The 24,755-nt window shown below is 59.3% G+C and carries 15 protein-coding genes; 2 read left to right on the top strand and 13 right to left on the bottom strand.

Going from position 1 to position 24,755, the window contains the following annotated elements:
* Positions 1–285, top strand: a 285-nt coding sequence (locus AB6A66_RS14355) for a helix-turn-helix domain-containing protein (protein WP_371056430.1), incomplete at its 5' end; no start/stop codon positions are given.
* Between the two features lie 73 nt (positions 286–358).
* On the opposite strand, the gene AB6A66_RS14350 is transcribed toward AB6A66_RS14355, so the two are convergent.
* The 11 genes from AB6A66_RS14350 to AB6A66_RS14300 all read right to left on the bottom strand — a co-directional run bounded on the left by AB6A66_RS14350 (position 359) and on the right by AB6A66_RS14300 (position 19,780).
* Positions 359–3,496, bottom strand: a complete 3,138-nt coding sequence (locus AB6A66_RS14350; RefSeq protein WP_371056429.1) for a DEAD/DEAH box helicase — start codon at positions 3,494–3,496, stop codon at positions 359–361.
* Entirely contained in the window at positions 3,448–5,310 is a 1,863-nt protein-coding gene (locus tag AB6A66_RS14345; protein ID WP_371056428.1) for a phospholipase D family protein, read from the bottom strand. Before AB6A66_RS14345 ends, AB6A66_RS14350 begins: the two co-directional genes overlap by 49 nt.
* Positions 5,300–6,466 carry a DUF6361 family protein gene (locus AB6A66_RS14340; RefSeq protein WP_371056427.1) on the bottom strand — a complete coding sequence of 389 codons (1,167 nt, stop codon included), beginning with the start codon at positions 6,464–6,466 and terminating at the stop codon, positions 5,300–5,302. Before AB6A66_RS14340 ends, AB6A66_RS14345 begins: the two co-directional genes overlap by 11 nt.
* Positions 6,467–6,472: 6 nt before the next feature.
* Positions 6,473–9,682, bottom strand: a complete 3,210-nt coding sequence (locus AB6A66_RS14335) for a UvrD-helicase domain-containing protein (protein WP_371056426.1) — start codon at positions 9,680–9,682, stop codon at positions 6,473–6,475.
* Between the two features lie 2 nt (positions 9,683–9,684).
* Entirely contained in the window at positions 9,685–12,231 is a 2,547-nt protein-coding gene (locus tag AB6A66_RS14330) for a PD-(D/E)XK nuclease family protein (protein WP_371056425.1), read from the bottom strand.
* Positions 12,232–12,358: 127 nt separating this feature from the next.
* Positions 12,359–13,927, bottom strand: a complete 1,569-nt coding sequence (locus AB6A66_RS14325) for an ADP-ribosylglycohydrolase family protein (protein ID WP_371056423.1) — start codon at positions 13,925–13,927, stop codon at positions 12,359–12,361.
* Between the two features lie 79 nt (positions 13,928–14,006).
* Positions 14,007–14,696 (bottom strand): hypothetical protein, encoded by a 690-nt coding sequence (locus AB6A66_RS14320; RefSeq protein WP_371056422.1) that lies wholly within the window; start codon positions 14,694–14,696, stop codon positions 14,007–14,009.
* On the bottom strand, positions 14,693–15,634 hold the full coding sequence (locus tag AB6A66_RS14315; RefSeq protein WP_371056421.1) for a helix-turn-helix transcriptional regulator: 942 nt from the start codon (positions 15,632–15,634) through the stop codon (positions 14,693–14,695). The genes AB6A66_RS14320 and AB6A66_RS14315 overlap by 4 nt, the downstream gene beginning before the upstream one ends.
* A 49-nt stretch (positions 15,635–15,683) precedes the next feature.
* A complete protein-coding gene (locus tag AB6A66_RS14310) occupies positions 15,684–17,687 on the bottom strand; it encodes an AAA family ATPase (protein WP_371056420.1) in 2,004 nt (667 codons plus the stop codon).
* Between the two features lie 355 nt (positions 17,688–18,042).
* Positions 18,043–18,885, bottom strand: a complete 843-nt coding sequence (locus tag AB6A66_RS14305; protein ID WP_371056419.1) for a hypothetical protein — start codon at positions 18,883–18,885, stop codon at positions 18,043–18,045.
* 238 nt (positions 18,886–19,123) lie between these two features.
* The gene (locus tag AB6A66_RS14300; protein ID WP_371056418.1) at positions 19,124–19,780 is read right to left on the bottom strand and encodes a hypothetical protein; all 657 of its coding nucleotides are present in this window, start codon (positions 19,778–19,780) and stop codon (positions 19,124–19,126) included.
* A gap of 322 nt (positions 19,781–20,102) precedes the next feature.
* Between AB6A66_RS14300 and AB6A66_RS14295 the strand changes: the two genes are divergently transcribed.
* A complete protein-coding gene (locus tag AB6A66_RS14295) occupies positions 20,103–20,684 on the top strand; it encodes a rhomboid family intramembrane serine protease (protein ID WP_371056417.1) in 582 nt (193 codons plus the stop codon).
* Positions 20,685–20,806: 122 nt separating this feature from the next.
* Here AB6A66_RS14295 and AB6A66_RS14290 read toward each other — a convergent pair whose 3' ends face one another.
* Both AB6A66_RS14290 and AB6A66_RS14285 read right to left on the bottom strand, forming a co-directional pair.
* Positions 20,807–22,675, bottom strand: coding sequence for a UvrD-helicase domain-containing protein (locus tag AB6A66_RS14290; protein WP_371056416.1), 1,869 nt, complete (start codon positions 22,673–22,675; stop codon positions 20,807–20,809).
* A complete protein-coding gene (locus tag AB6A66_RS14285) occupies positions 22,675–24,663 on the bottom strand; it encodes an ATP-dependent endonuclease (protein ID WP_371056415.1) in 1,989 nt (662 codons plus the stop codon). The genes AB6A66_RS14290 and AB6A66_RS14285 overlap by 1 nt, the downstream gene beginning before the upstream one ends.
* Between the last annotated feature and the right edge of the window lie 92 nt (positions 24,664–24,755).

The raw sequence follows: 24,755 nt of genomic DNA, 5'->3' as shown, positions 1-24,755 counted from the left end.
GACGGGATGGAGACCGCCTGCCTGACCGCCGTGCGCCACCTAGACGATATCGAAGCATGGTCAGCGCGGGCAAAAACCGAGATGATCCCACTCTCGGGCCGCACACCCCCAGCCTTGTGCGCAGTTCTGACCGAATGGCCACTCGTCTCCGCCCCGATGGCCGAGACCATGACTGGCATCAGCCGCGCCGCCGTTCAGCGCAACCTCGCCTGGATGGAAACGCACGGCCTGATCCGCGAGGTGACTGGGCAGGGGCGGTACCGGATGTGGCGACCAACGATCTGAATGTTCTGAGGCAGGCGTCAGAAATGAAGGAACAGGGTTGCTTGGCTCTCGCTAAAGGTGCCGGTGGGGCGCGTCAGTTTGGCCTAAGCGATATCTGAAGCTCCGATAATTCTTGGATAAAGTCGTCGTCCATATCCGAGAAGAGGCTAATCAGTTCATCTTGGCGCGGTTGGCCAAAGGCCAGCCGGTAAGTGGCCAGAGATGTGATGAGATCCTTGTAGCGTTCCTTCTCGCGGCTGAAGGGCGGAATGAGGACGATCCGCTCAATCTTGTGATTACCTGGGTAGACCCAGAACGGAATGATATCTCCCGAACGGCCATTTGAAACCTCATCCTCTTGCGCGGCGTCAAACATGGAGATCCAAGGTGATTGGTTGTTCTGCGCAGTGAGCGGCGTGGCGGGAAAAGCAGCGACGACGTTGCGCCGGACAGCATGGTTTTTGTAACGATGAACCCGTCCTTCGCGCTGCTCGATATCGACAGGGTTCCGCGGGAGGTTCCAGTGCACGATCCGCGAGCAGTAGGGATGAAAATCCAATCCTTCCTGTCCAATCGACGTGGACGCGAGAACAAATGGCCTGAACGGCGATTTGAAGGCCGCCTGGACCGCGGATGTTCGACGCACCCCCTTTTCATCCTCGGCTTTTGTTGCAAAACGCATGGCGAAACGGGCGCGCACTCCGAATGTCTGTTCATGCAGACGCCCCGCTTTCGTCGACCAGTGGTCCAATGTGATCTGTGCAGGGCGCAAGGCGACTACGGCAATTACCGTTGCGGCGATGGTCTTTGCCTGGTCCTCGTTGGATTTTTTTTCGGCGCGCTCGGTTTCATGGACAAGCTGAAGATATTCGTCCAGAACCGCAGGAAGATCGTTTTGCGCAGCATGCCTTATGATATCGCGCCAATACTTGAGAGGCGAGGTTTCAGCCAGCAACGCGCGGGTTTCGGGTTGATTGTATAGGCTGCGAAAACCCAGCGCGATCCCGATTGATGCGCTGATCAACTCAGGGGCGTCGATGGCCATCTTCGGGAATAGTCGCGAAAGCGCGCGCAGCGCACAGATTGCAGGCGAGCCAAGTGCGAGGCTGGCAAGCGTTTCGATCACGGTGCTCGGGTCAACATCGCCCTGATGCGCGTCAGCTTCGCGTGCCTCTTGGAGCATGGCAATAGTCCGCGCCATTGCGCCACGTTCGTCGTGATCTTCATGGTCAACGACACTGACACTGGACCATTTCACCTCGCGCCCAAGCGCGCTGTCCAGCGCAAGTGCCAGAAGCCGGTCGCTTGTCTGGGATAATCCCGCGATGGCGTCCGCAGCAAGCGCTTCACGCAAAACCATGCAAGCCTGAGCGTGCAAGATCTCATAGCTTTCAGCGCGGCCAAAGCGGCGCTCCAATGCGAGAGGATCAACCAGTGCCGCCAACGAAGGCGAGGGGTAGAGCATCGGCATTAGTTCATCGACGCCAATTGGCCTACTCGTCCTGCTGACAAGGTCCGGCACCATACCCATTTTGCGGCTCGCCTCGTGCGATAGCAAAGCCGCGATCGCGTCTGGAACCATCGACCAATCCGAGAATACCAACGCCTTTGTGCCGGGTCTTGGCATTCCAAACGAGGGGCGCGACGGTGGAATCCAGAGCGATCTACCAAGGTCGTCGTTGAACGCCAGATCCGCAAGTGCACGCATCCTTCCATTGCGCAAGGGAAGCTCAGCATAGTCTTCAATCTGTTTTTTGCTGATGACGTGTGAAGAGGCCTGTCGAATTGCCTTGCGAAGCTCGGCGGTAGGATTGGATTTCAAGGCTTGCAGCCGATCGCGCAGCTTGTACCCTCGCATGAAATTCAGCAAGTATGGCGCAGATTTCCAGTATTCGATGATGCTGGGCGCGCCTACGAGTTCCGCAACTTTTGCGACGGCTTTCGCTTCTCGCAGATCGTCGGTTCCGATCGTTATCTCGGGCATAGCATCTTGGACGAGAGAATTGCGGTCTTCGGTAGAATCGACGCGCTCCGTGCGCGCGATGACCAGTCTCAGGAGGCCCTGTACTTTATCGCGTTGCTCTAATGCGGTCGCTCGGGTCTCTGGCATCGACTGCAGCGATCGCCTGAACTTTGCAAGTTCGCTTTTCAATTTCTCTACGCGCGCCGGACCATCCGCATCGCCGAAAAGGAAGCCCATCGTCCGTAAAAAGTCGTCGTAGTGGTCGCCCTCTTCCGGTGCATCGCTCGCAAGCGTTAGCATGCGATACGGCGTGGCGGACAAAAGCAGAAGCTTCGCCTTCGATCCGCCCTCGCCACTATAGGAAAACAATGCCTGCGCTAATTCCGCGGCCTCTGCCTTTTTGGGCGCAACCTCGGCATCATGATCGTGCAGAAGTTCGGCGAAGCGCTGGAATTCGTCGAGAATGATGAGATTCGGTGTCAAAGCATTCACACAGATCTTCGCAAGCATGCGTCGCAGCTCACCGATCATGACCGCGGGGCGCTGGTCGTTGGGATAGGGGGGATGCTTGTGCCGCCTTGCGAGGTCTGCCGCTCCGCGAATCCTTTCGATGAATGTGTCATCGACGACCTGGTTGAACGTATCAGCGATGTCTTGCGAAATCCGTTTACGATTACCTCGGATCCATGCCGTTCGGCCCGGCCAGTTCTCTTCGGAAACGCCGCCGCGAAACACTTGCTGGATGCCGCGATGGCGCAGACCGATACGCTTGCGGAGCATTTCAAAGATCAGCGCCCGTTCCTCTGCGGTCCCATAGGAAGATTTGAGGTCTAATGCCGTTCCCGGGGTGAGGCTGATCAGATTGATGGGTTGGGAGGCAATCCCGCCTTCCTTCTCGATCTCGAGCGGCAACAGCGTCAGGCGGGTGTTGAGCGGTTTGCTTGCAGAGTCCACTACATTGAGCGACTTGATGTTCTGGGCCGCAATCGCCTGATTGGAGCAGATGTAGACAATGTTGACGCGGTCGACTTTGCCCTGCAGGTGCTCGATGGTCTTGGCAATCACGCCCCTGGCAACCATGGTTTTGCCCAGCCCGACCTCGTCCGCGACCAGGAACTGATCTGTCGGGGACGGATCAGTAAATAGCCTTCGAAAGGCGTAGTCGACCGTTGCTTTCTGAAACGGCTTCAATAGCGCAAGGTGCTCGGCGGCGCTATAGGTCACTTGCGTCCCCTCTTTCTGGTCACAAGCGGCTCGAAGCTTTTCCACAGCGTCAGAAACTCCTTGGGAACAACGGTTTTGTCACTGGCCGGGTCACCAAGCCGTTCGATCAGGCGGCCGATTTCTTCGAGCTCGCCGCTTTCCAGATTCAGCGCCCGCACCATTGGCTCGAGAAGCGACGTTTTTCCATCGCCCAAGCTGCGAAGCCACTGGCCATCACCACCCGTGTCGCTTTCCAGAAAACTTCCCTCGCCAAGCGTGCCGAGCAGCATACGGAGATAGTGCAGGAAGTTGTCCGCGTTCTCGATGTGGGCACGGAGAATGGCGGCGTCGCGGCCCTCTGGGACGCCGACCAAGCGCGCACCAAGTGTGAACGTCACTGCCACCTGTGTCTTCTCATGAAGCAATCGAATTCCCAGCCAGCGCGTAACATCGCCAAGAGGAACAGCACCCAATGCAAGCTCTGTATCGGAGCCAGAAAGCAATCTGCTTAAATCGTATCCCTGTTCATTCGGAATTGTGATCGCCCTAACAAAACATCGGACGCCATCGGGCAGCAAAACATGCTTGTCTTTGGTGGCCAGTTGCAGCTCAAGTTGGATCAGGTCGCCCACTTCGGAACAACAAAGATCAAGCGGCAGCGCCGAGATGCCTGCCCTCATTTCCTCCAGCTTCTTTTCCGCCTTTACGGCCTCGTCCAGGGTCGGTGGATCCTTCGGTGTGTAACTGGCGAGCAACCGCTGGAACGCCTCGGAAAAGAGGGCCTGGTCGATTGTTCCCATGCGCGTCTTCGGGCCGTCCAAGGTTGCCATCACCTCGACATTTCGCGTCCGCCCGCCCTTGGTCGGAACCGTCGCAGCTGTGGTCGCATTTGCCGAACCGGTGTGGATCTGAAGCCGGGATCCCTTTTCCACGAGGTAGACTTTTGCATGAAGCCCTTCGAGATCTGACGGATTCGGTTCATCCGCCGCGCCTTCCTCATACTCGGTTGCACGCTCATCGAGTGTCGAGATCGAGAAACGCTCTCGTATTTCCGGATCTATGCCGTCAAGTTCCTCGGCGCGCGAGATGAGTTGGCGGTTTTCTTTCGATCCGTATCCCTTGGCGAGCCTTTCGAGCACAGGAGCGGTGACAAAGGGGGAAAGAACCGCAAGCTTTTCGCCGTGGGGAAGCACCCAGCCATCACCATCCAGACCATTGACCGCGAAGCGGACCTTTGTCGCCCCCGCAGGAAGATCCTCCCACCGAGTTCGTTCCAAATCCGAGATTAGCGAAGCCAAGAATTTCGGAGGTGCAGGTCGAGTGGCTGGATTGGTGAGGTTCGGGAGGGCGCGCAGCAACTTTGTCAGTGCGTGGTTATCGTCATTCTTTCCTTCGTATACGGTCCCATCGAGAGTCAAAGCGAGGTCCCAGCACCGATCATTAGTGAGATTTCTTGACAGGATCGCCACTCTCATTCGAACAGGGTCTGTTTTCTTTTGGGGCTCGAAACGAATGCACCACAGCTTTGGATGGAACGCACCTCCACCGGGGGCCGCAACTTCCACAATGGTCTTTTCGTAGAGCGCCATCAGCCTCGCTGTCTTCGGATTGGCCTCCTTGATGCGGCCGCGATCACAATAGACTGCGATGCGGTCGGCCATCCGCTCGACGCTCTGCAACAACGCGAGTGGGCTTCGCAGCATTTCGTCTCTGTTCTCGGCATCGCGGAACACGATGCTGATCGGAATGGTAAGCGCCGTCTCGAAATCGAGCGAATACGTCGTGGCAACGGCATGCCCGAAGCTGTACCCGTCCGGGGCACGCACCAGCGCGGTGTAAAGTTCTCGGTTCTCAGGGTCGAAAGGCGAGTCAGCTGACATCAACGAGCTCCCCTAGATAACGCCGCGCAATTCCCCAACGGAAATCCAGCGGCGCGAGGCCTGAAGCGCCTGACCAGCGTTCGAGGGGTGCATCATGAAGCAACCGAGCCTTCATCCGCTTCAGCGTCTGCTCGCGCTTTCGTAGAAGTTCAATGGCGTCTTGGTCTTGGTCCAATGACGTCTTGCTGTGCAGCGTCATTTCGAGCCAGGCTCGAACGAAAGCCCGAGATGGTTCGCGAAGGTTGTGACTGGTCGTTCCCACGATCTGGAACAGATCCTCCAGGTCCCAGTTTTGAAGCGCGAGAGCCGGCAGACTTTTTTGCCATTCCTCAAGCCTTTTTCGGTAGTCTTCGACCAATGCAGGTGCCTCGCCATGGGCTTTGGCATTCGGGCGATCCGCCGCTCGTAAGGCAAGCAGCAGATTGTAGAGGATGCTGGCGCCGTGCATCACGCCAGAGAAACGCTCCGCATGGCGGAGAATGGATCGATTGCGGTCGGACACCGTGTCTTCATGCACTTGCCATGCCCAATCCTCGCTGAAGTCTTTCTGTTTCGAGGCAAGTTCGTTCAGCAAGCTTTTTTCGGCACTGGCAGCTATGCGATCACGCAAGAAATCAGCTTCTTCAGGCCGCAGCGTAAAATCTGTTTGCTCGAACAGGTTTTCTGGCCTGTTCGGAAGGCTTGGCGCCCATAATGTGAAATCGTGATCCTTTATACTCTCTGGTCCATAGGCCAAAAAAGATGCTGGATTGCCGCCTCGCGTGCGGATGCCAAGCGTATGCATGCCAGCCCAATAAACGCTCGACGGGAGCCTCTTCAGGCTCCGTCCGGCAACGCGGCCGATTACACCTCCGGTCTTGTCGCCGCGCAAAAGTGCTTCGCTCAGTTTGAACTCAAGGTCCCGGGCGAATTTCGTGCGCTCTGCCTGACTTGCCTTTCGCTGCTGTGCTTCCTGATAGATCCAAGGGACGAACAGCATGTAGCGTATCCGTGTTTGAATCGTGCTGGTGCCCGGAAAGAGGAGATCAGCCAGCCCGTCGCGGATCGTCCCCAGGCCAAGCTCATCGCGCGCCTCTGGCTGCTTGAAAAGATCGATGAGGGTCTGGGCGCGCCGCCGCTCTTCAGGGTCAAAATCGATCCAGGCAAGATAGGACATCGGCTACTAACGTGTTGAAATAGATAGGGTTAGGTCAGGGTCCTCCCTGAAATGCTGTGGCTCGGCCAATTCTAATCGCCCGTGGTCTATCCAGAACACGGCCACTCCTTGCAGCGTGTGCTGTGGGAACAGTTTTGCCACCAAGCCAGCATAAGCAGAAAGCTGCGGCCAGTAGAGGCCGAAACCCTCACCCGCACCGCCGGTCTTGTGATCGATCAACAGGCATCTCTTCCGCCCAACGGCCAGCAGGTCGATCATGCCGGGAATTTCAGCACCCTCTTTAGTACGTCCTAGAAGAGGGATTTCACAAAGCAGATCAGTGTAGCCATCGGCCGCAAGCCAGCCTTTCAGCGCAGCTGCTCGCTCCGCGACCAGCTCCAGAGTCGCATCGTCCAAACCGGTAGCCTTGGGCAGGCCTTCAGTAAGACCAGGACGCGTCAGGCAAGTCCGCAAGGCAAGGTGGATCGCTGTCCCACGGGCCGCGTCACTAACTGTGCGGGACCATGGTGTGCCCAATTTGATACCCTGGCTTTCTGGTGCAGACAGTGCCGTCATGGCTTGTGATGGCTGCAACCTCCAGGGCGTTAAGTCCACAGCAGGCAAGGGGGTAGCTCTACCGAGCCGTGGTGTATCCGTGATCTCAGCCTCCGAATACGCGGTGAAGCCCGCGTGTTCGGGCAGCTGCCTAATGATGGCCGGGCAATCAATCCCGCCGATGCGCAGTTTATCACCACCGATCTGCGGCAAGCAGGCATCCATGAACACATGGAACAGGCACTTGGCCTCCGGAGCTTCCCCGTCACGCTCCTTCAGGAAGCCTGGCCACTCCAGAACCAGCCGGTCGCGTGCCCGGGTCAGGGCGACGTAAAGAAGGTTCTTCGCATTTGCCTCGAAATCCGCGCGCCGATCTTCAATGAACCGCCGCTCTGCTTCCGGAGCGGCAAATCCCGGCGTGTGGATCAGTGCGGCCGAGGCCAGCACGGCGTCCATATCGTCGATCTTGTCAAGCGCGGTGAACCGGGTCGCGGTGCTGCCCGGCCAGTCTTCGATCCCGTGGTCGAATTCCGCGACCACAGTTATCGGCCATTCACGCCCCTTGCTGGCGTGCCATGTGACGATTTCGACCGCCTCGGCGCTGTTGGCGGCGGGGTCGGGACGGCGGTCGAAATCGCGCTCGCTGGCGCGAGCATCCAGCCAGCCAAGAAACACCTTGGCGCTTTCGCCATGGAAACCGGCTGCGGCCTTGAGATCACGGTGCGCGGATTCGAAGTCGCTTGCTTCGGCTTCAAGCCGCAGAAGGTCAGCACGCGCCTGTGCTGGGTCGGGCTGACGGTCAGCCCAGACCCGAAGCCCAGAAGCATTGATCACCAGGTCCACAGCATTGGAAATCGGCAAGCGAGTAAGGCGGTCCGACAGAGCCGCAAGTCGCATGAGAACCGGATCATCCGCCAACCGACCTTGGATCTGCGCTTGCATGGCGGCTTGCAGGCTGAGCGGACCGGGGCCGAGGGTGCGCAGGACAAGCGCGGCATTCGTATCGGCAGGGTTCGCGGCATAGCTGAGCGCCGCGCGAGCCGCCTGAACAACCGGGCTTGTCGCCCAGCCATCCTCGGCAATGCGGACAGGTACGCCGCGCGCGCGCAATTCCTCGGCATAGCGGGCTGCGGTCGCGTGCCGGCAGACCAGAAGAGCGATGTCAGAGGGGCGCACGCCCCTTGGGGCCTTGCTGTGCCGGTCGGTGATCGTTTCCCCCACCTGCAAGATCTGGGCGATGCGCTCTGCAACATGCTCTTGCGGCTTCGAATACTTTCTTACCCCGCGACCCTTGACGATGTTCAAGACCTCGAGCGCCGGACCGGGCACCGGATCACGCGTCGGGGCTAACGGATTGTAGCCTGCGCCAAACAGCCCGGCGCCCATAGCGTTGACGAAGTCCATCACCGCCGGTGTAGACCGCCAGTTGCGGTCAAGGGGCTGCGTCGCTTCGGGGTTGGCCGCTGCCAGCGCCTGAGACAGGCGCGGATCAGCGCCCTGAAAACCCATGATCGACTGTTTGACATCCCCCACCAGCAGGGTGCGTGGCGCGCGGACACCCAATTGCCAGAGCAAAGCGAACTGCACCGGGTTGGTGTCCTGAAATTCGTCGATGATGACGCAGTCAATCTCATCCAGCACAGCTTGGCGCACTGCTGGATCGGTGCGTAGTAGCCGCTCGGCGCCTGCAATCATGTCGGCATAGTCAATCAGCCCAAGCGCCTTTTTGCGCGCCTCGTAAGCCTCCATCACTTCCTGCGCACAGGCGATCAGGCAGCGAAAGTGCAGCTTCGCATCGGCCAATGGACCGGGATGTGAAGGCAGCACCTCCGCAGCTTGCATTATAGCGTCGGCAAGCTCATCATATCCCTCGGGTGTCTTCGTGCGGCTGTTCGAGGTGAAAAGGTTGCGCAGTGACTGCCAGATGTTCCAGTCCCGGTCCAGCAGGGTCGGGTCGCGGTCAACACGGCGAAACAGGGCCAGATTGTTTTCCAGCGTCTCGCGGGGGCCCTTCGCTGTGACGCCGTCCATGCCACCGTCCGGAAAGGCCGTAAGCATGGCGGAAACCGCCTTCGCCAATACATCACGGGCGGCTGCGGCATCCGCGAGCACTTCGCCATAGATCGTATCGAGCCGCGCTAGCGCGGGTGCGATCAGGCCCGGATCACGGCCTTTATCACCCAGCCCGCGCAACAGGTCGATCATCGACAGAACCCGGCCCCGTAGTGAATCTTCGACCGTTTCGCCTTTTTGCCAGTTGGGCTGATATCCGAACCGCTCGGGTTCGGCCTTGATCGGATCAAGCGACTTTGCATGGGCCAGCGCCTGCCGGATCAGCAGCTCGCGCTCGGCATCGCCAAGGTGACGCGGTTGAAGTGATGCACCTGCTGCTAGCGCATGTTCCGTCAATAAACGCAGGCCCAAACCATGGATGGTAGAGACATATGCGCGCTCCACCGCCATGGCCTCGGCGACCAGCCCGTCCGCCAGAAGCCCTGCTCGGATACGTTCGCGCAATTCGCCCGCGGCGGCTTCTGTAAAGGTCACGGCAAGGATACGTTCGGGCTGCACGATCTTGCGCTTCACCCAGTCAGAAAGCTGGGTCTTAATACGATGGGTTTTCCCGGCGCCTGCGCCGGCGGGCACGATGACCAATCCTCGGTCTGAATCTGTTCCGTCCATGGTCATGCCTCCTCGGTCTGGCGGATGAACGCGGTAACCAGGGTCGAGCCGTCGGTCAGCGCATAGGGCGTGAATCCTGCTTCTTTCTTGAAAAAGCCTTCATCGGCTGAGGTATTCAGCACCACCCGGCCGGCCCCTAGCTGCGCCAGCCGTTCAGCAAGCATCGCAACAGCCGCATCGTTGACGGCGTCGCCCATGTCGCGGGCGGGAGATCCTTCTGCAGGCACATGCCCGGAGGTTAAGAGCCCACCATCATTCATAAGGTGATAGGCAATACCGACCTGTCGGCCAATCAGCGGGTCCATCCCGTCGCCGTCGCGCCGACTAGGACGGGCGAGCATGTCTCGGTATAGCCCTGCTTGCAGATCCCACCCTGCCTCCATTCGCCTACGCCGGGCCGATGTGCCGCTTTTTTTGTGATCGACGACAAGAAGCGTACCGTCTGGCAACTCAAGGATCGCATCGGCCTTACCGTGCAGGTTGATGCCATGCGCCTCACCCGCCAGCCAGATCTCGTTGCCGATGATTTTTGCGCCAAGCGCCAGCAGATGTTCGCGCCAGCGCAGCGCCGCCTGAAGGATCTCACGCTCGAGCCCGCTGCGCTCCATTTCCCATGATGCGCTTCGCAGAAACCCAGCATGGCGGGTCAGCGCTCGCTCATAGGCTTCGGCAACTGCAGCCGTCAGTGCCGCAGGTTCTGGCAGGGGTTGGTCCTTGAGGAACACATGTTCAAACACGTCATGGGCAATGTTGCCTTTGGCCATCACATCGAGTTCCTCAGCGGACCAAGACATGTCGCCCGCGCCAACCTCGTCCAGAAGCCATGCCAGCGGGCTGACCAGAAGTGTTTCCAGCCGTGAGGGTGACTGAGGTTTGCTTGTTCCGTCATCTTTGCGACGGAGCGCCAACAGGTCGAGGCCTGGGAACGAGAGCGCCTCGGGGAGTTCGTCCGATTCCGGCAACGGTGGCAGACGGTGATGTGCCACAGGCCAGTCGCCGGGCGGCAGGCGCGACAGGTCGAGGATCAGATCATGAGTTTCTTCTACATCCGATATTGCGCGTGCGACCAGTGATAGCCCAGCTGAAGGTTGTTGCCGCACACCCGATAGATCGCGCCACGGGACCAGAAATGTCACAGACTCCGCAACCGCCTGAAGCTGCTGGTCAAAGAGGAAGAGGTTTTCAGCCAAACCCTCTGCCCTCCCGCGAAGCTGCAAACCGGTGGTGGTTCGAATTGCAGTGATTTCGCTGTCCAGAAACAGCGGGTTGGCGCGAGGTCGGGTCGGATACTGACCGTCGGTGAAATCCGTGATGATCAGATGTCGGCATTGCCGCCACGGAGTTTCGTGCGCAGACCAGAGGCTTACACCTTCAAGGTTGCGCTCAGGATCGGCACTTGACGGGGATGCAATCTGGATACCGCGCAGGATAGCTTCCCAGTCTGGGCTACCCTCGCCGGGCGGGATCGACAGACGGGCTCGAACCTCGTTCCCTTGCGCAATGCGCTCACAGATACGGTCGATCAGGAAACGCAGTTGCGCAAGGCTGCTGGCGGATGACCGAATATCCGTCCAGAGGTCTTTGTGCGCAGGGCTGGGCGACAGGATATCACCGCGAAAGTCACCATTCATAATGCTTTCGGCAAGGTCGCGCCCGGTTTGGGCTGACCATTGCATCAGCGGTGACAATGCGAGACTTGCAAGGACCGTCGCAGGTGTGGGTGTGCGCTTGGCTAACGCCAGTTGAAGTGCTGTTTCACCAACGAGGTCGCGCTCTGGCAGGCTGCCGGGAAGCCCTGAAATCGGCACGCCCTGCTCGGCAAAGGCACGGGCGATCTGGCGTGGGTCAGCAGAGGCCAGCACAGCAATCTCCCGTGCCGGGATGCCACTTTCGATCAGGGCACGCGCACGGGCCGCCGCAAAGTCAGCGCAGGCAGCCACATCGCGCAAACCATAAAAGGCGAGACTGCCATCCTTTGGCGCGGCATCGATCGCGGCCTCGGCTACCCCGCCCTGCAAAGCGTGCAGCCGCGATCCTTCACGCGCCGCGCGCGTCTTGGCGGGCGCAGCCACAGCCCCGAATTCATCCTTAAGTCTTCCATAAAGCGCCTTCATCGCGGCTGGTGCATGCGGGTCAAGCGACCCTCCAACAACCGGCAATGGGTCAAGAAGCCGACCATGCGGCAGGTCCAGAACATGGCGGACCGCGGCCAGCCCCTCGGGCAAGGCGTCACCCAGCTTGCACCAAAGTGCGATCAGAGCATCCAGATGTCGCCCTGCACGGCTTTCGCCCATAGCGCCCGCTGATGGAATGCGCAGATCGGCAGTGGCCAGCACCAGACCTTCCAACGCCGCGCTGACGGCCGACATTGTCTCGACCGGTGCATTGGCCAAGCTCTCTTGCCAGACCGGGTGAGGGTCTTCCGCAATCACTCGCCCCGGCGCCCACTCTTGGGCTTTGGGGGCGAGGGATAGCTCTGCGAGACCGGTATCGGTCAGACGATACTGCAGGCCGGAGCGGGGATCGGCGACGAGAAAAGGGTAGAACATGGGTTTCGGGCTCACTGCGCAAATTGATACTGTATTGGGATATTATTTTGAATCAATGGCTTGTGTGGCCACAGTCATTCTCTTTCGAACTCTCAATCGATGCATTTCGGATATTCCCCCCATATGTCTAACCACCCGGATAGATCTCGAAGAGATCCTCGGCCGCACCGCTGTCAGATGTGAGGTCCCTGTAATCCCGTACGAGTTGCGAGATGATGTCTGCGCCTTCAACGATCTCGGCCCAGCGGTGTTGAAGCACAGCCACAGGATCAAGCAGCCCCAGCATGTTGCCGGCAATCGCCGCCGTTGAATCGCTGTCTCCACCATGGGTGGCGGCAATCAGCAGGGCCTCTTCGAAGGTCTCTCCGGCGAGGCAGGCATAGAGCGCGATGGACAGCGCCTCCTCGGCGATCCAGCCACCACCCAGAGATTCCACGGTTTCGCCCGCACCATCCCGGGGCGCATCCAGCGCGGCATGGATCGCCCGCGCCGTCTCTGCGCCTCCGGACAGTCGCGCATAGGTTTCTGCGGTTCGCATGGCGCAATCCTCAAGCTTGGCACCGGTTGCTACATCGGCCAGCATTTCGGCCCAGGCGGCGGCGGCCAGCTGACCGGTCCGGTGACCGTGCGTCAGGGCGGATGTCTCAATGGCCATCGAACGAACCTGGTTACGGGAGAACATCAGGCCGACCGGGGCCACCCGCATGATAGTGCCACATCCTTTGCTGTTGTTTCGTGCCGGTTCCCCGAAATGCGGGCTCGCTGCCAAGGATGACAGGCAGGTATTGCCAGGCGCGCGACAAACCCGCAGGCGCGGGTCATTAATCAGCCCCACATCATCTGTCTGAACCTGCGGTTCGCCACCTTGGGTTTTGCACCAACGCAGCAGCGCGTGATGGATCACGGACGGCGGGTGGCAGATGCCCTTGAGAATGCCGCGGACCTGCGCGCGGATGATCCCCTCGACCGTGAACACGGTCATCTGGGTGTCATCTGAGATAGCGCCGTGCAGCCCCCTGTGCGGTGGTATCTCCGAAATGCCGTCCGGGAAACGACGGCGGATTTCCGCGAGAGAGAGAAATTCGATATCGGCCCCCAGACTGTCGCCGATCGCCCCACCCAGAAGGCTGGCGTGCAGACGGATAAGCGATAGCCCGTCATGTCGGGCGTAGTCGTGCACGAAGCGTTCCTGTTCCGATGTTTCAATGGCTCCTGACCGCGCGGCGCGGACGAGGGCCATCGCCTCGCCTGCTGGACGCCCGCGGTCAACCAGCAGAAGCGCGGCAACGGTTCCCGCACGTCCCAGCCCGCCTCGGCAATGGACCAGCACACGGCCACCATTTTCCAAGATGCGGTGAAGGCGGGGCGACAACTCGCGCCAGCGCGCCATAGCCTTTGCCGTTGGCACATCGAGATCAGGGATCGGGAAGTGGTGCCAGTCCATGCCCCGTGCCCTGGCCGCATCGCCAAGACCCGTGACGGAAAGCAGTTCGAACTCCGAGTCCTCAATCAGAGTCACGACCGCTTGCGCCCCCCAAGCCTTGATCGCATCAAGATCAACGTCGAGATCGCGGTCCCACCCCGCGCCGAAGACGCTGTCGCCTTTCTTGCCAGGACATAGGGTGAGGCCGAGATGACCGTTGCCAACAAGCAAGCTGTCGATGCGAAGAGGGTGAGATGTGCTGTTACGAAGCAAGCGGTGTTCTTTCTTTCTTGACCTGATCTGAGTTTATCCTTGGGCTACGACAGTTTCGGACGTAGGCCGCAAATCCACCTCAATCAAATATAACAGCGCAGAGTCCAAACGCTGCTGGCCAATAATAGCCTTCCCAATTATGGTAAATTCTGCAGTCCCGCTGGCTGAATACCGCATGGTATACTCGAGCGCCCAGATCCCGACCAAGATCTTGCATGTTTGCTCGAAGCGCAGCAGTTTCAGCGGCAATCAACTCCGACCGCATTAGTGGTGGTGTCCCCCGCGCTCGTTCGGGAGCGTCGGGTCGGATGTGGCCAGAGAAGAATACAAGAGATGCTACGCAACAATCCAATGCATTAGCGGCTTCTTGACACTGAGTTGTATTTTCCGTGGCCTCTTTAACAGATGCCGATAAGAAAGAATGCCGGAAAGAATAGTCAGAGCTAGCACTGAGCGAGAATGCCCTTCTTTTCGCCTCAATCCAGTATGTTCCATCATCAATGGTCAATTCAATATCCATCCGCCCTGGGTAGGTAGCTGGGCGGCCTGGTCGCCCCGTGTAGAATTTCTTTTCAGCATCTACTTCACACAGAGCAAGGTGGCCCTCAGCCCAAGCCGCTGCCGAGAACAGCGCAGAGTTCGAGTTCTCAACATACCATGCGGGCAGGTCTTGAAATCGGTCATAATAATTTGCGTTGAACTCTCCCCATTTATTGACGATGCCGCGCCAACTGGCTGGGAAGTTATTTACATCACGTTCGAAGGTCATTGCGATCTCTCAGTTAAAATTTCCACCCGATCTCCCCACCTTGCCAGATACCAGTCCATCTCCTGCCGTCCTCCGGCGCGGAAACGGACGATCAGTGACCCGTCCTCCATCCGCTCGGTCTGCTGTTTGGGATGAAACAGATATCCCGCAGCTTCATCGGCAACGTCAGGCAGAAACCGCCAGACGACATCAAGCGGTTCCTCCCGCCACACACCAAAGCTCTCTGATAGCCATTCCTGCAGATCGAAACCTTTGGGGCGCTCGTAGACCTCGGGTTCCAACGAAACCCGTTCAAACCCAGCAAGCGCAAACAGGCGAAGATCGTCCTGATATTCGCTCCAAGCCAAAAGGTATTGGCGCCCTTGACCAAATAACATGGCAATTGGGCCGAGCCGGGTATTGCGTGAAAGCTTCGCCGAAGCACGCGCGCGATGATCAGCAGAGATCATGACCCCTGCAAGGATTGCTTCACGAATTGCAGATAAAATTTCAGGCGAAATTTTTTCACGAGGCCCAGGCCGAAAGGCTACACCGTCAGCTAATAGTTGTGCTTCAAGGTCAGCAGCAATCGACCGGCGGCGATCCTCGCGGAACATTGCCTGCACCTTTGTTAACAGTCGCTCTAGCGTATCTGCTGTGGCATGATCACCCTCGCGCCGCGAAATAGCGGCAGCGCGGTGGCCGGCGGTCAGTTCATCCAGCGTGGGTTCAGCCATTCGGCCTAATGATCCCGGCGGAAAGCGCCAGTATTTTCGACCACTTTCGCCGGAGATTTCCTCAATTTGAGGGTAGGCGTTGCGTACGGCATCACGCATGCGTTCTGCCGTGCGACGGGATACGCTGAATTCTCGCTCTATGTCGGAAAGCGAAATCCCCTCCGCTGACCCCTGCATTATCAGAGCGAGTCGTTGCAAATCTTCTTGGCGTGCGTAGCGCATGACTCCTCCTAGCAATACAGTACAATCATTCTGACGGCGCACTTTGGCGTCAACGGCCAAAGCCAATCGGTCGCGTTGTTCCTGTCTTTGCATCTTCCTCAAGGATCAGAGCGCGCAGAATTTCCTCTGGGTCCGCAACACCCAGTGCCTGCATTCTGCGGGCTACGTTCGCGAAATCTCCCGGAGCAAGTCGATCAAGCGTAGACAATTCTTTCGGTGGCGAACATGAAAAATGCGCAGCCCAAGCCAGCGGAAGTTGATCGGTTGAGAGAAAATCGAAGCGGATGCGGAAGGTAAACCGGCGCTGAGTTGCAGGGTCGAGCTTTTCGACGAAGTTGGTAGTGCAGACGAAGGGCAACGGGTGGCTTTCCATCCAGGTCAGCATCTCATTGACCTGGCTCACCTCCCAGCTGCGTTCAGCGCCACGACGATCAGCCAGCAGACTGTCAGCCTCGTCGAAGATGAGCATGGCACCGTCGGCGCGTGCTTCAGAAAAGGCCCGCGCGATGTTTTGCTCGCTTTCGCCAACCCATTTCGACATGAGGTCCGAGGCGCGCTTTTCGATCACCGGCATGCCGATGACCCGGGCCAGATGCCGTGCCCATGCGCTTTTGCCGGTCCCCGCCGGTCCTTCAAGACAAAAACTGACACGGCGAGGTGCGCTCGGAGGCGCCAGCCGCGCTTCGATCCGGGCAAGATCGGCGTCGGCGCGAGCCAGACAAGGTTGCCAAGGCACTTCTGAATAATGCCGCGGCGCGCTATCGGCTCCGCCCTTTGCCAAACGGGCAGCGGCATCAAGCACCTGCGAGACAACAGCCGGCCCACCATCGCAAAGCCTTGCCACCACCATCGCGTCCGAAACAAGCGCCGGAGCCTGGTCATGCCGTTCCGCCATGTCCGGCAGGGCGGTGTCCGGTATGCCGGCACCATGTCGCTCCTCGAGGCGTTGCCAGATACGTGCCCTGACGCGGCCCGATGGAGGGCGCATCAGTACAGAGTAGCTGATCCGCCGCAGAAAGGCAGGATCACAGGCGTGAACCGAATTCGTGGTCCAGATCACCGGGATCGGATTGGTTTCAAGAATTCGGTTGAAATGGACCTTCGACAGCATGTCATGGCTAAAGCGGAAGCTGTGCCCACCAATCAGGTCTTCCATCTCGTCGAACAATAGTACGGTATCCGATCTTTGCCCCAGCATACGAGATGCCATGGTGAGTTCGGCCAAACGCTCTCGGCGCGATGGCTCGCCTCCGTCATCGTCCGTTTCGCCGACCGCGCGCAGTTCGGCTCCGACCTCACGCGCGAGCACCTTGGCGAACTCGGTTTTGCCTGTGCCGGGAGGGCCGTAGAGCAGTATGTGCACGCCTGGCTGGCGCTTGGCCAGCGCGTTGGATAGCAGGTCACGCATCAGGTCCGCGTCCTGGCTTAGACCTTCGAAGTCTTGCCATTGAGCCTGCGGCGCAGCTGCACGCGGGAACATCAGGGCGATCAGGTCGGCAATGCAATCGACTTCGGCAAGTAGCGCGAGGGTCAGGCGATCAGACAGATCGAATGGCATCCGGCGGTGACGCCCGCCGCTGTTGCGCTGCACCAATCCCGAGTTTGTCAGTCGGCCGGATGCCCGCATGGCTGCGCGTATTTCAGGCTCGGGCGCAGCGCAGAACCACGACAAAAGCAGCGGCACCGTGACCTCTCTGGTTTCCAGCGCGCCATCGACGACATGCTCGAACCCGTCGAACAACTTGTAGAACGCGACGAAGGTCAACATGGATGTCTCGGCTGGGGATAGCCCGAAATGCTCGCCAAGGAGGGTTGCGTTGCGCTGAACGATCTCGCCCTCGCCACCCCCGGCGGTCGGCACAAGGTCGTGCGCGATGGTCCTGATCTTGTTCCACCATTGCGAACTTGGTCGGGTACGAGGCCGTTCGGGACATTCGACTTCGGTCAGGTACTCCAGCCAGCCGGGCAGTTCCTTTGCTATACGGCTGGCCGGACCGAAACGGTGGGCCAATCTAGCGATCATTTCAAGGGCGAGATATTGTTCGTGCGTCATTGCTCAGCTCCGTCGTTTCGACAGAAGTGACATGGCGCTACGTCAGATATGGACATAACCCGAGGAGAAGGTTCGTCGGGATGATTTTTGCATGAGCGCCATGGTGAAAATGACCGCTTGTCTCTAGCCCGATGGCCGAGTCCTTGGCCTGCGATTGTCGCACGACCGTCCAGCGAAACATTACAAAGATGGAAGTGCAGAGGCTGATCCGCGAGATGGCAGGGCAGGGCCGTTGGCACTCGGTTCTGGCCAACAATGCTTGGTTCCAACGGTTGCCGATCTGCTCTGATTGGCACTCTCGAATGCCTTGGCAGCTTTACTCCTTTTTGACCATGCGTATGCTAACCCTCCAACTTCATCGCGTAATTTCTCCGGCTATCACGGCCCTCCCATGAACGGCGAGCGTCGCAGTGAACCGTGGGCAGCCGAACCTCTGGATTACGTCGAGAATGCGAGCCTCGTAAGCCGTTTGCCCGATGAGCCGACACAGGTCTGACGCGTGAAACTGCCGGTTGCCGCTGGGTGCGGCCTTGATCTGAGCGTGCAACTCTCGTTCCCGGGGGTCAGCCGCCTTCAGCGAAGTTGGCGCCTCCGCCGGTCGGCTCACCGAACCGGAAGAGGTTCGCCATCGGCGCATGAACCCGAGTAGGTAGCCGGCTGGAACCCTGTCGTTCCCGCGCGCCCGGTTGAAGGCAAGAAAGCGGTCCCAGATCACCTGCGTGTCGACGTTCCAGCAGGGCAGGGCCCTCTTCGCTGCTTTGATCAACTCCGCCCAACAAGTCTGGAAGACGTTGGGCGCTTCAGAAATAGTGATCTGTCCTGAAAAAATAGTTTTGTTATTTCTTTCTCTAGATAGTGATGTGTCGCCTGTGCCTGACGCAACATCCTGATCTTCATCCTCAGTATCGAAGGCCGTGAAGCGAAACAGCCAGGGCGCGAACTTGCCGTTGGGCTTCTCGCGTCTCAGCTCCAGCTCGGACGCCTCAAGTTCAGCCATCAGCTCGGTCAGGTACTGGCGGGAGATGCCCATCTTCGACGCCAGGTCGGCGAGGGTGAAGGCAGCCGTCCCGCGCGCCAGCCCGTTGTAACCCTCCTTCCACGCAATGGCATCGAGGATGACGGTCGCCAGCTTGTGGGCGGAAACGGACAGCTCTGTCTGGGTGATCCGTCTCAGGATCAGGCCGGTCGTGGGTTCCATGGTTGGTGTCTCCTGTGAGAGACGACCCCATGCCGAGAGCAAACAACATTCTTGCCAGCAAAACAACTTTGCTGGTTGCGGCGGTTCGGACAGTGCGCTAGAAGATCCTTGTTCACGGGTTCTTCTAGCGCGGCGTCAGGCTTTTCGGTCTGGCGTCGTTTCCCTTTTTGGGTTCGGTGCACCGTCACAGGTGCAAGATGATTGGGTGCGGACCTGCCTCGGGCAGGCCCGGGCAAGTTCAGTAGCGGACCTCTTCGAAACCGTAGTTCCCCTCATGATCCCGCCAGTCCACGAAGACCGAGCGGTAACTGACCCAGTTACAGTGCGCGGTGTCGGGCAGCTGTGAGGCGGGCGGAACCTGGGCGACACTCGACCGTGTCCAACGATAGTCGCCTTGCACCCCATACGAACCGAGGCGGGTGCTGTCGTAACGGTTGCAATCGCCATCCCGGTTTTCGCGTTGGCTGAACTGGATGTGAAAGACACGGATGCTGCGGACGAAGTCGAAGGCGTCACCCGAAATGTCGATGTCGGCCTGCTCGTCTGATTGGACTTGGACCAGGGGCAGGGGAGCTTGCGGTACGCTGACCTGAGGCGCCTCCCGGAAGGCAATGTCGTAAAGCCGTTCCATCGGCGAGAGCGGGGCGGGGGCGTTGAACGACGCCCCCATCGGGCAACGCCAGATCTGCAAGGGTGGCTCGATCGGCCAAGGTGTGATCCTGCGGATGAAGACCGCACGCGCATGGGCACAGGGCGCCGATGCCGGCCAGCCGCCCGCGAGACAGAGCAGAATGGCACAGTCGACCTGGTAGGCTTGCGCCGGCTCGACCGAACCGACGAGGCTCGATACTGTGATGGCCGCAGCTGCTGCTGCGGTCCGGACCTTGTGATTCATGACGCCGACTCCAGCTATAATGGTGCGGCGATACAAAACAACACTAACGATAGCAAGCAGATTTGATCGCTGGGGAATTGCGGTCGCTTCGGTCTTGCTTCGACGGACAGAGACAAGGGATGGAATGAAGTCCAACATCCTTGGAGATGAGGCTCTGATGCCTCGCCACAGCCATCGGTAGCCAGCCCCGCTCTTGGTTTGGGCCGTGACGAGGTTCGGGGCCCTGAAGCTCGGTCCTTTAGCCGTGTCTCAGCGGCGCTTGAAAGCCGTTGCAGGCCTTGCGGAGACGTCTACTGTCGCCGCCATGATGAGCCGGGATCACATGCGCGCCGTCTTGCGCCGCGCCGCGGCGCTTGTCGCTTTTGTCGCCGTGCTCTGGGCGATCCAGGTCGTCAACTGGATCACCGGCTACGGCCTGAACCCAGCGTTCGGGCTGATCCCACGGCACCTTGGTGGGTTGGATGGTGTCATCGCCATGCCCCTCCTGCATGGAAGCTTCGGGCACGTGATGGCCAACACCCCACCGCTACTGGTGATGGGTGGTCTTCTGGTGGCAACAACCACGCGGGCTTTGCTGCCGGTGAACGCCGTGGTGATCGGCCTCGGGGGAGGCCTCGTCTGGGTGTTTGGAAGCTCCGCTATCCATATCGGTGCGTCGGGACTGGTTTTCGGTTGGTTCGGTTTCCTCGTCGTGCGCGGCCTCGTGGATCGCTCGCTGATCACGCTAGGGGCGGCACTGGTGGTCGGTGTCCTATATGGTTCCATTCTCTGGGGCGTTCTTCCGGGCCAACCCGGCGTGTCGTGGGAGGCGCACCTCTTCGGCGCCATCGCGGGCGCGGCCGCGGCGTTACTTGTCCGAACGCATGTCCATGCCCCGCGCTTGGGCGACGTCGATCTGGATTAAGCGCAGCAATTGATACGCGCGGCCCATAGCCGCCGTTCGGCCACTTCCAAGCTGACGTCCGCTTCAAGCACTCCACCACGTCCGATACGAAACCGGCTTACTGATCCCAGGATCTGCCGTCCTTACCTGTCGGCAGTGACAATATTGGCTCCGTCGATCTGTTCCACACCTGCAGGCAGGAGAAGCTGTTCCAGCCAGTCGAAAGCATTGCCCCGCTCGGAGCAGTAAGCGAAGAACGCCCGCTGCTTCGCTCGAGTAAACGCGACGAAGAATGAATTTAGCTCTTCGCCACGCTCCGGCGACAGGCTCCACCATGTCTTGGCATCGAGGCCGAAAAAGATCATGGTGTGGAATTCGAGGCCCTTGCTCTTATGGATTGTCATGAGCGGGACCTGGTCCTTGCCTTCGAAGTGATCAAGAACGCCACTCCAGCCCGCTGCGATCTCGACGCATTCCCGCAAAAGAACCTGAAAGCCGTTACGCACTCGCTGAAAATCGGCGTCGCGTCGATATTCGGGGTAGGTCTGACGCAGACGCTCGATCCCGGCGAAGTCCAGAGCCTGCGCGAACAACCGGTCGGCCACTGCCGGATCCGGTGGCTCGTCACGCATCGTCTGTCGAAGGTTCCGAGAGAACTCTCCGATATCGCGCTGCAAGCGCTCTTGCCCGGCCTCATCTTCGGGACTGGTGCCCGCCAACGTTTGCAGGCGTTCCTGCGTCGCATTCCAAGCATCGGGGTCGCGAACGCTTGCACCCAGCCGCAAGAGCGGGAGGAGAACTTCGGTCAGGGGCTCGGCTAACAAATCCTGAATGGCGATTTCGCTAACATTTCTGGCAAGATTTCGCAGCACGAGGTCGTGGACACGGAGAGCGGGCGCAAGCTCGTCTTCAACGTTGTTTGCCCGCATGCGCACGAGGATGGCAACATCGTGTGGGGCGATGCGGCCATCATCGACTTCGCTCCTGATCCATCGCGCTATCTGCTCAGCTTCCTGCTCGCGGCTGTCGAACCGCCAGATGGCCGCCGTATCCCCCTCAATCGCCAGCTCTCCGCGCGCCTCAACCTCCTCGACATCGGGATCGATCTGCCGTGCGATGACATGCTGGATGGCAACAAGCGTCCCGTGAGATCTCCAGTTCCTGAGTAGCGCATGGCGAACGGCATTGAAGTCGGCGGTGAATTCGTCGAACGCGTTATCCATTGCGCCCGCCCAACCCATGATCTTCTGCTTGTCGTCGCCGACTGCGGTAAAGACGGCATCACTTTCGCTGAACGCAGCATCCACGAGGCTATATTGCGCGTAGGTTGTGTCCTGGAATTCATCGAGAAAGACAAAGGGATATGTGAGGCGCAAAGCGCGCCTTATCCTGGGATTCGCGCGAAGCATGTATTCAACGACGCGGTTGATCATCGCAAAAGAAACAAGTGCGCCGTCCGGCATGGCATACTGGTCATCCCAGTAGGCCCGTAGCAGCTCTCTCTCGCGCGGATTTTCAACGGTTTCTTCAAGCGGCAGCGGTGTACGGGCGACCGCTCGCTCAAACCGGTCCGCACTGACGTCCGGACGGCCGTGTCTTCGCAGGAAGACCTCTATGTCCTGTCTGGAGGGAAAAGCGATGCTGTAGTCTGCGGGCGGTCGGTAGGCATAGGGGATCGCAAGGCGGAAATGATCCAGCATGTGCTTCGTAAATGCATCGAACGTCATCGAGTGAAATCTGTGGGCCTGATCCGCAGGGCAGCGCTGGCGGACCCGCGCGGCAAGGTTTTGAGCGGCATCGCGTTTGAAACTGATCGCAAGGATGCGCTTTGGTGCCGCACAAAGACCTGTCTGCAGGAGATAGGCGGCCTTCTGCGCCAGAAATTCGGTCTTGCCCGATCCGGCGCCGGCGGTAACACAAACACTCTGCGCGGTCTCTCGAAGAGCGTCCCATGCTCGCGGTTCAAGGTCATCGACGCCTTGTGGCCGCCAATCTTCCGGCGCGACGGGCATCAGTTTTCAGCCGGCTCAGGAAACAGAACGTCTCTGACATGATCGATCAGGGCGCGCAGTTCCGGGGGTGCGCGCCGAGCGAGGTCTCGACGAGCGATCCTGCTCAGCGCGGCGAGATGGGCCTCCGGTTTGCTGCGGCTGAGGAAAAGATATGGATACCAGGCGAAGCTATCGTCCCATTGCTCGCCGTCGTAGATGTCGGGATTCCCGTTGGTTTTCAGGACCACCCTTTTTTTCTCGGCAATCGCCTCTGCTGTCGTCCTAGGGCCTAGTCCAGCCGGATTGGGGTGCTGGTACGCCGCAGGAAACGCCTCAAGCATCGCGAAATCCAAGTCGATGGGGTCGGAAAAGAAGACGGCCTCATGTCTGAGAGCCTGAAGCCAGTTATTTTCCGCCCAATCCTCCAGAACATCTTCGTCATCCAAATCCTCCAGATCGTCGAGACTGATCGTGCTATCAATAACGAGGGGATTTGCAGTCAGGTCGCGATCCACCTCTTCTAGAGCCGCGAACGCCGTTCGGATCATTTTGGCTCCGCCATGAGCGCGGCCAAGATCGAAGTCGAGCAGTGTCGCGTGAGGGATGCCGAGATCGGTGAGCAGTCTCCAGAAGTGCGAGACATAGCGACCGCCCAAAGGCACGACCGGCACGAATGACGGGTCAAGCGGAACGCCTCTTGCTTCGGCTAAACGGGGCAGAACGACTCGCTCCGAGTCCCCCTCAGCCAGAATCACGAACCGCGCAAAATATAGTTCGGGGTAGGAACGGACCGCGAGGCGGACATATGTGCTGGCTTGTACATCGTCTTCAGGCAAGGTCAGCAGCCTGACGCTCGCGCGGCGCGTCTGGCGGTCAAGCCGAAAGTAGCGAACTTCGTCCGCCTCGATGCGGGAGAGGATGCTGGCGCTATGGCTCGAAATTAGCGCCTGCGCCGTGCTCATCTCGCCGATTTCCCGCGCCAACGTCACGATCCGAGACAAGAAGAATGGGGAGAGGCTGTTTTCAGGCTCTTCAATCGCGAGAATCGTCAGATGCGTGCGCCTCAGCTTCTCCTGATCAAACGGGCTCTCCGCCGCAGCGAGGGCAAGCGCAGCCTGTTCGGTCTCGAGGGTCGCAGCCGTCAGAGCGATGTGGAAAAGCGAGCGCTGTCCGTCACTGAGATCGGTGAGGATTCGGTTTCGACCGGCCTCGTCAGGATGAAAAACGAACTCCGCGCGCCGGACAAGCTCTTCGATCCTGCTCTCAATCAGCCGAAGATTAGGGGTTGTGTCCGTGTCGCCTTCGTAAACCTGCTGCCACCTGTGCGTCAGACGCTCAATGATGAAGCTTGCCGGGGCTTCCTGATCGAACTGGTTCTGGATAAGCTCGGCCCCTTCCGTCGCGCGGGCGCCAAGATCAGCTGACCATAGCGCCGCTCGCCATAGGCGTCCTTTCAGGAGCTCGGTGACACGGTCGGCCGCGTTGCGAAGGGCGGGAACGTAGACAACCTGTATACTCGCGCGATCCACAGCGGAGACTTTCGGAAGCGTATCCCATTCAAATTCGTTGCCGAGGGTCGTGATCCATCTGATGTCTTCTTCGACGGTCCCGTCAGGCGTGCCGTCTTCGATCCACCTGGCGATAAGCCGCATGCGCGCCTTTAGCGGTTCATCGGGGCCAGAAGCAGCCATGTGATTGAAAAAGTCGGGGACGGCCGAAGCGTCTTCGTCCTCTTCTTCGTCGAGCTCTGGGAAGCCGAGCAGACACTCGATCTCCAGAGCCCGCCCGTCCGGCAGCTCCTCTTCGTTCTGCGCGATATGGAAGTCTTTCTTTGTGACGGTCCTGTCCGCCCTCGTCACTCCAAAGAGACGGGAAAGCGCCTGGAAGAGCGCCGTCTTGCCTGAGCCGTTCCCTCCGACGAAGGCCGTTACCTGCTCTTCCAGGCTGATTTCCATCCAGTCGGGACCAAAGCAGCGAAAATTGCGCACGGCAATATTCTCAATCTTCATGGGCAGGCTCCACCGCAAAGAATCTTTCCGCACAACCAAGGTAGGATTTGAAAAAGGGGCTACTCCACAACTCTTCGTCGGCAAGCGGAACT

Source organism: Rhodosalinus sp. K401 (assembly GCF_041365735.1).
Taxonomy (GTDB): domain Bacteria; phylum Pseudomonadota; class Alphaproteobacteria; order Rhodobacterales; family Rhodobacteraceae; genus Rhodosalinus.
Note: the sequence above shows the minus strand (reverse complement) of the source record. Positions and strands in the feature narration are given on the sequence as shown.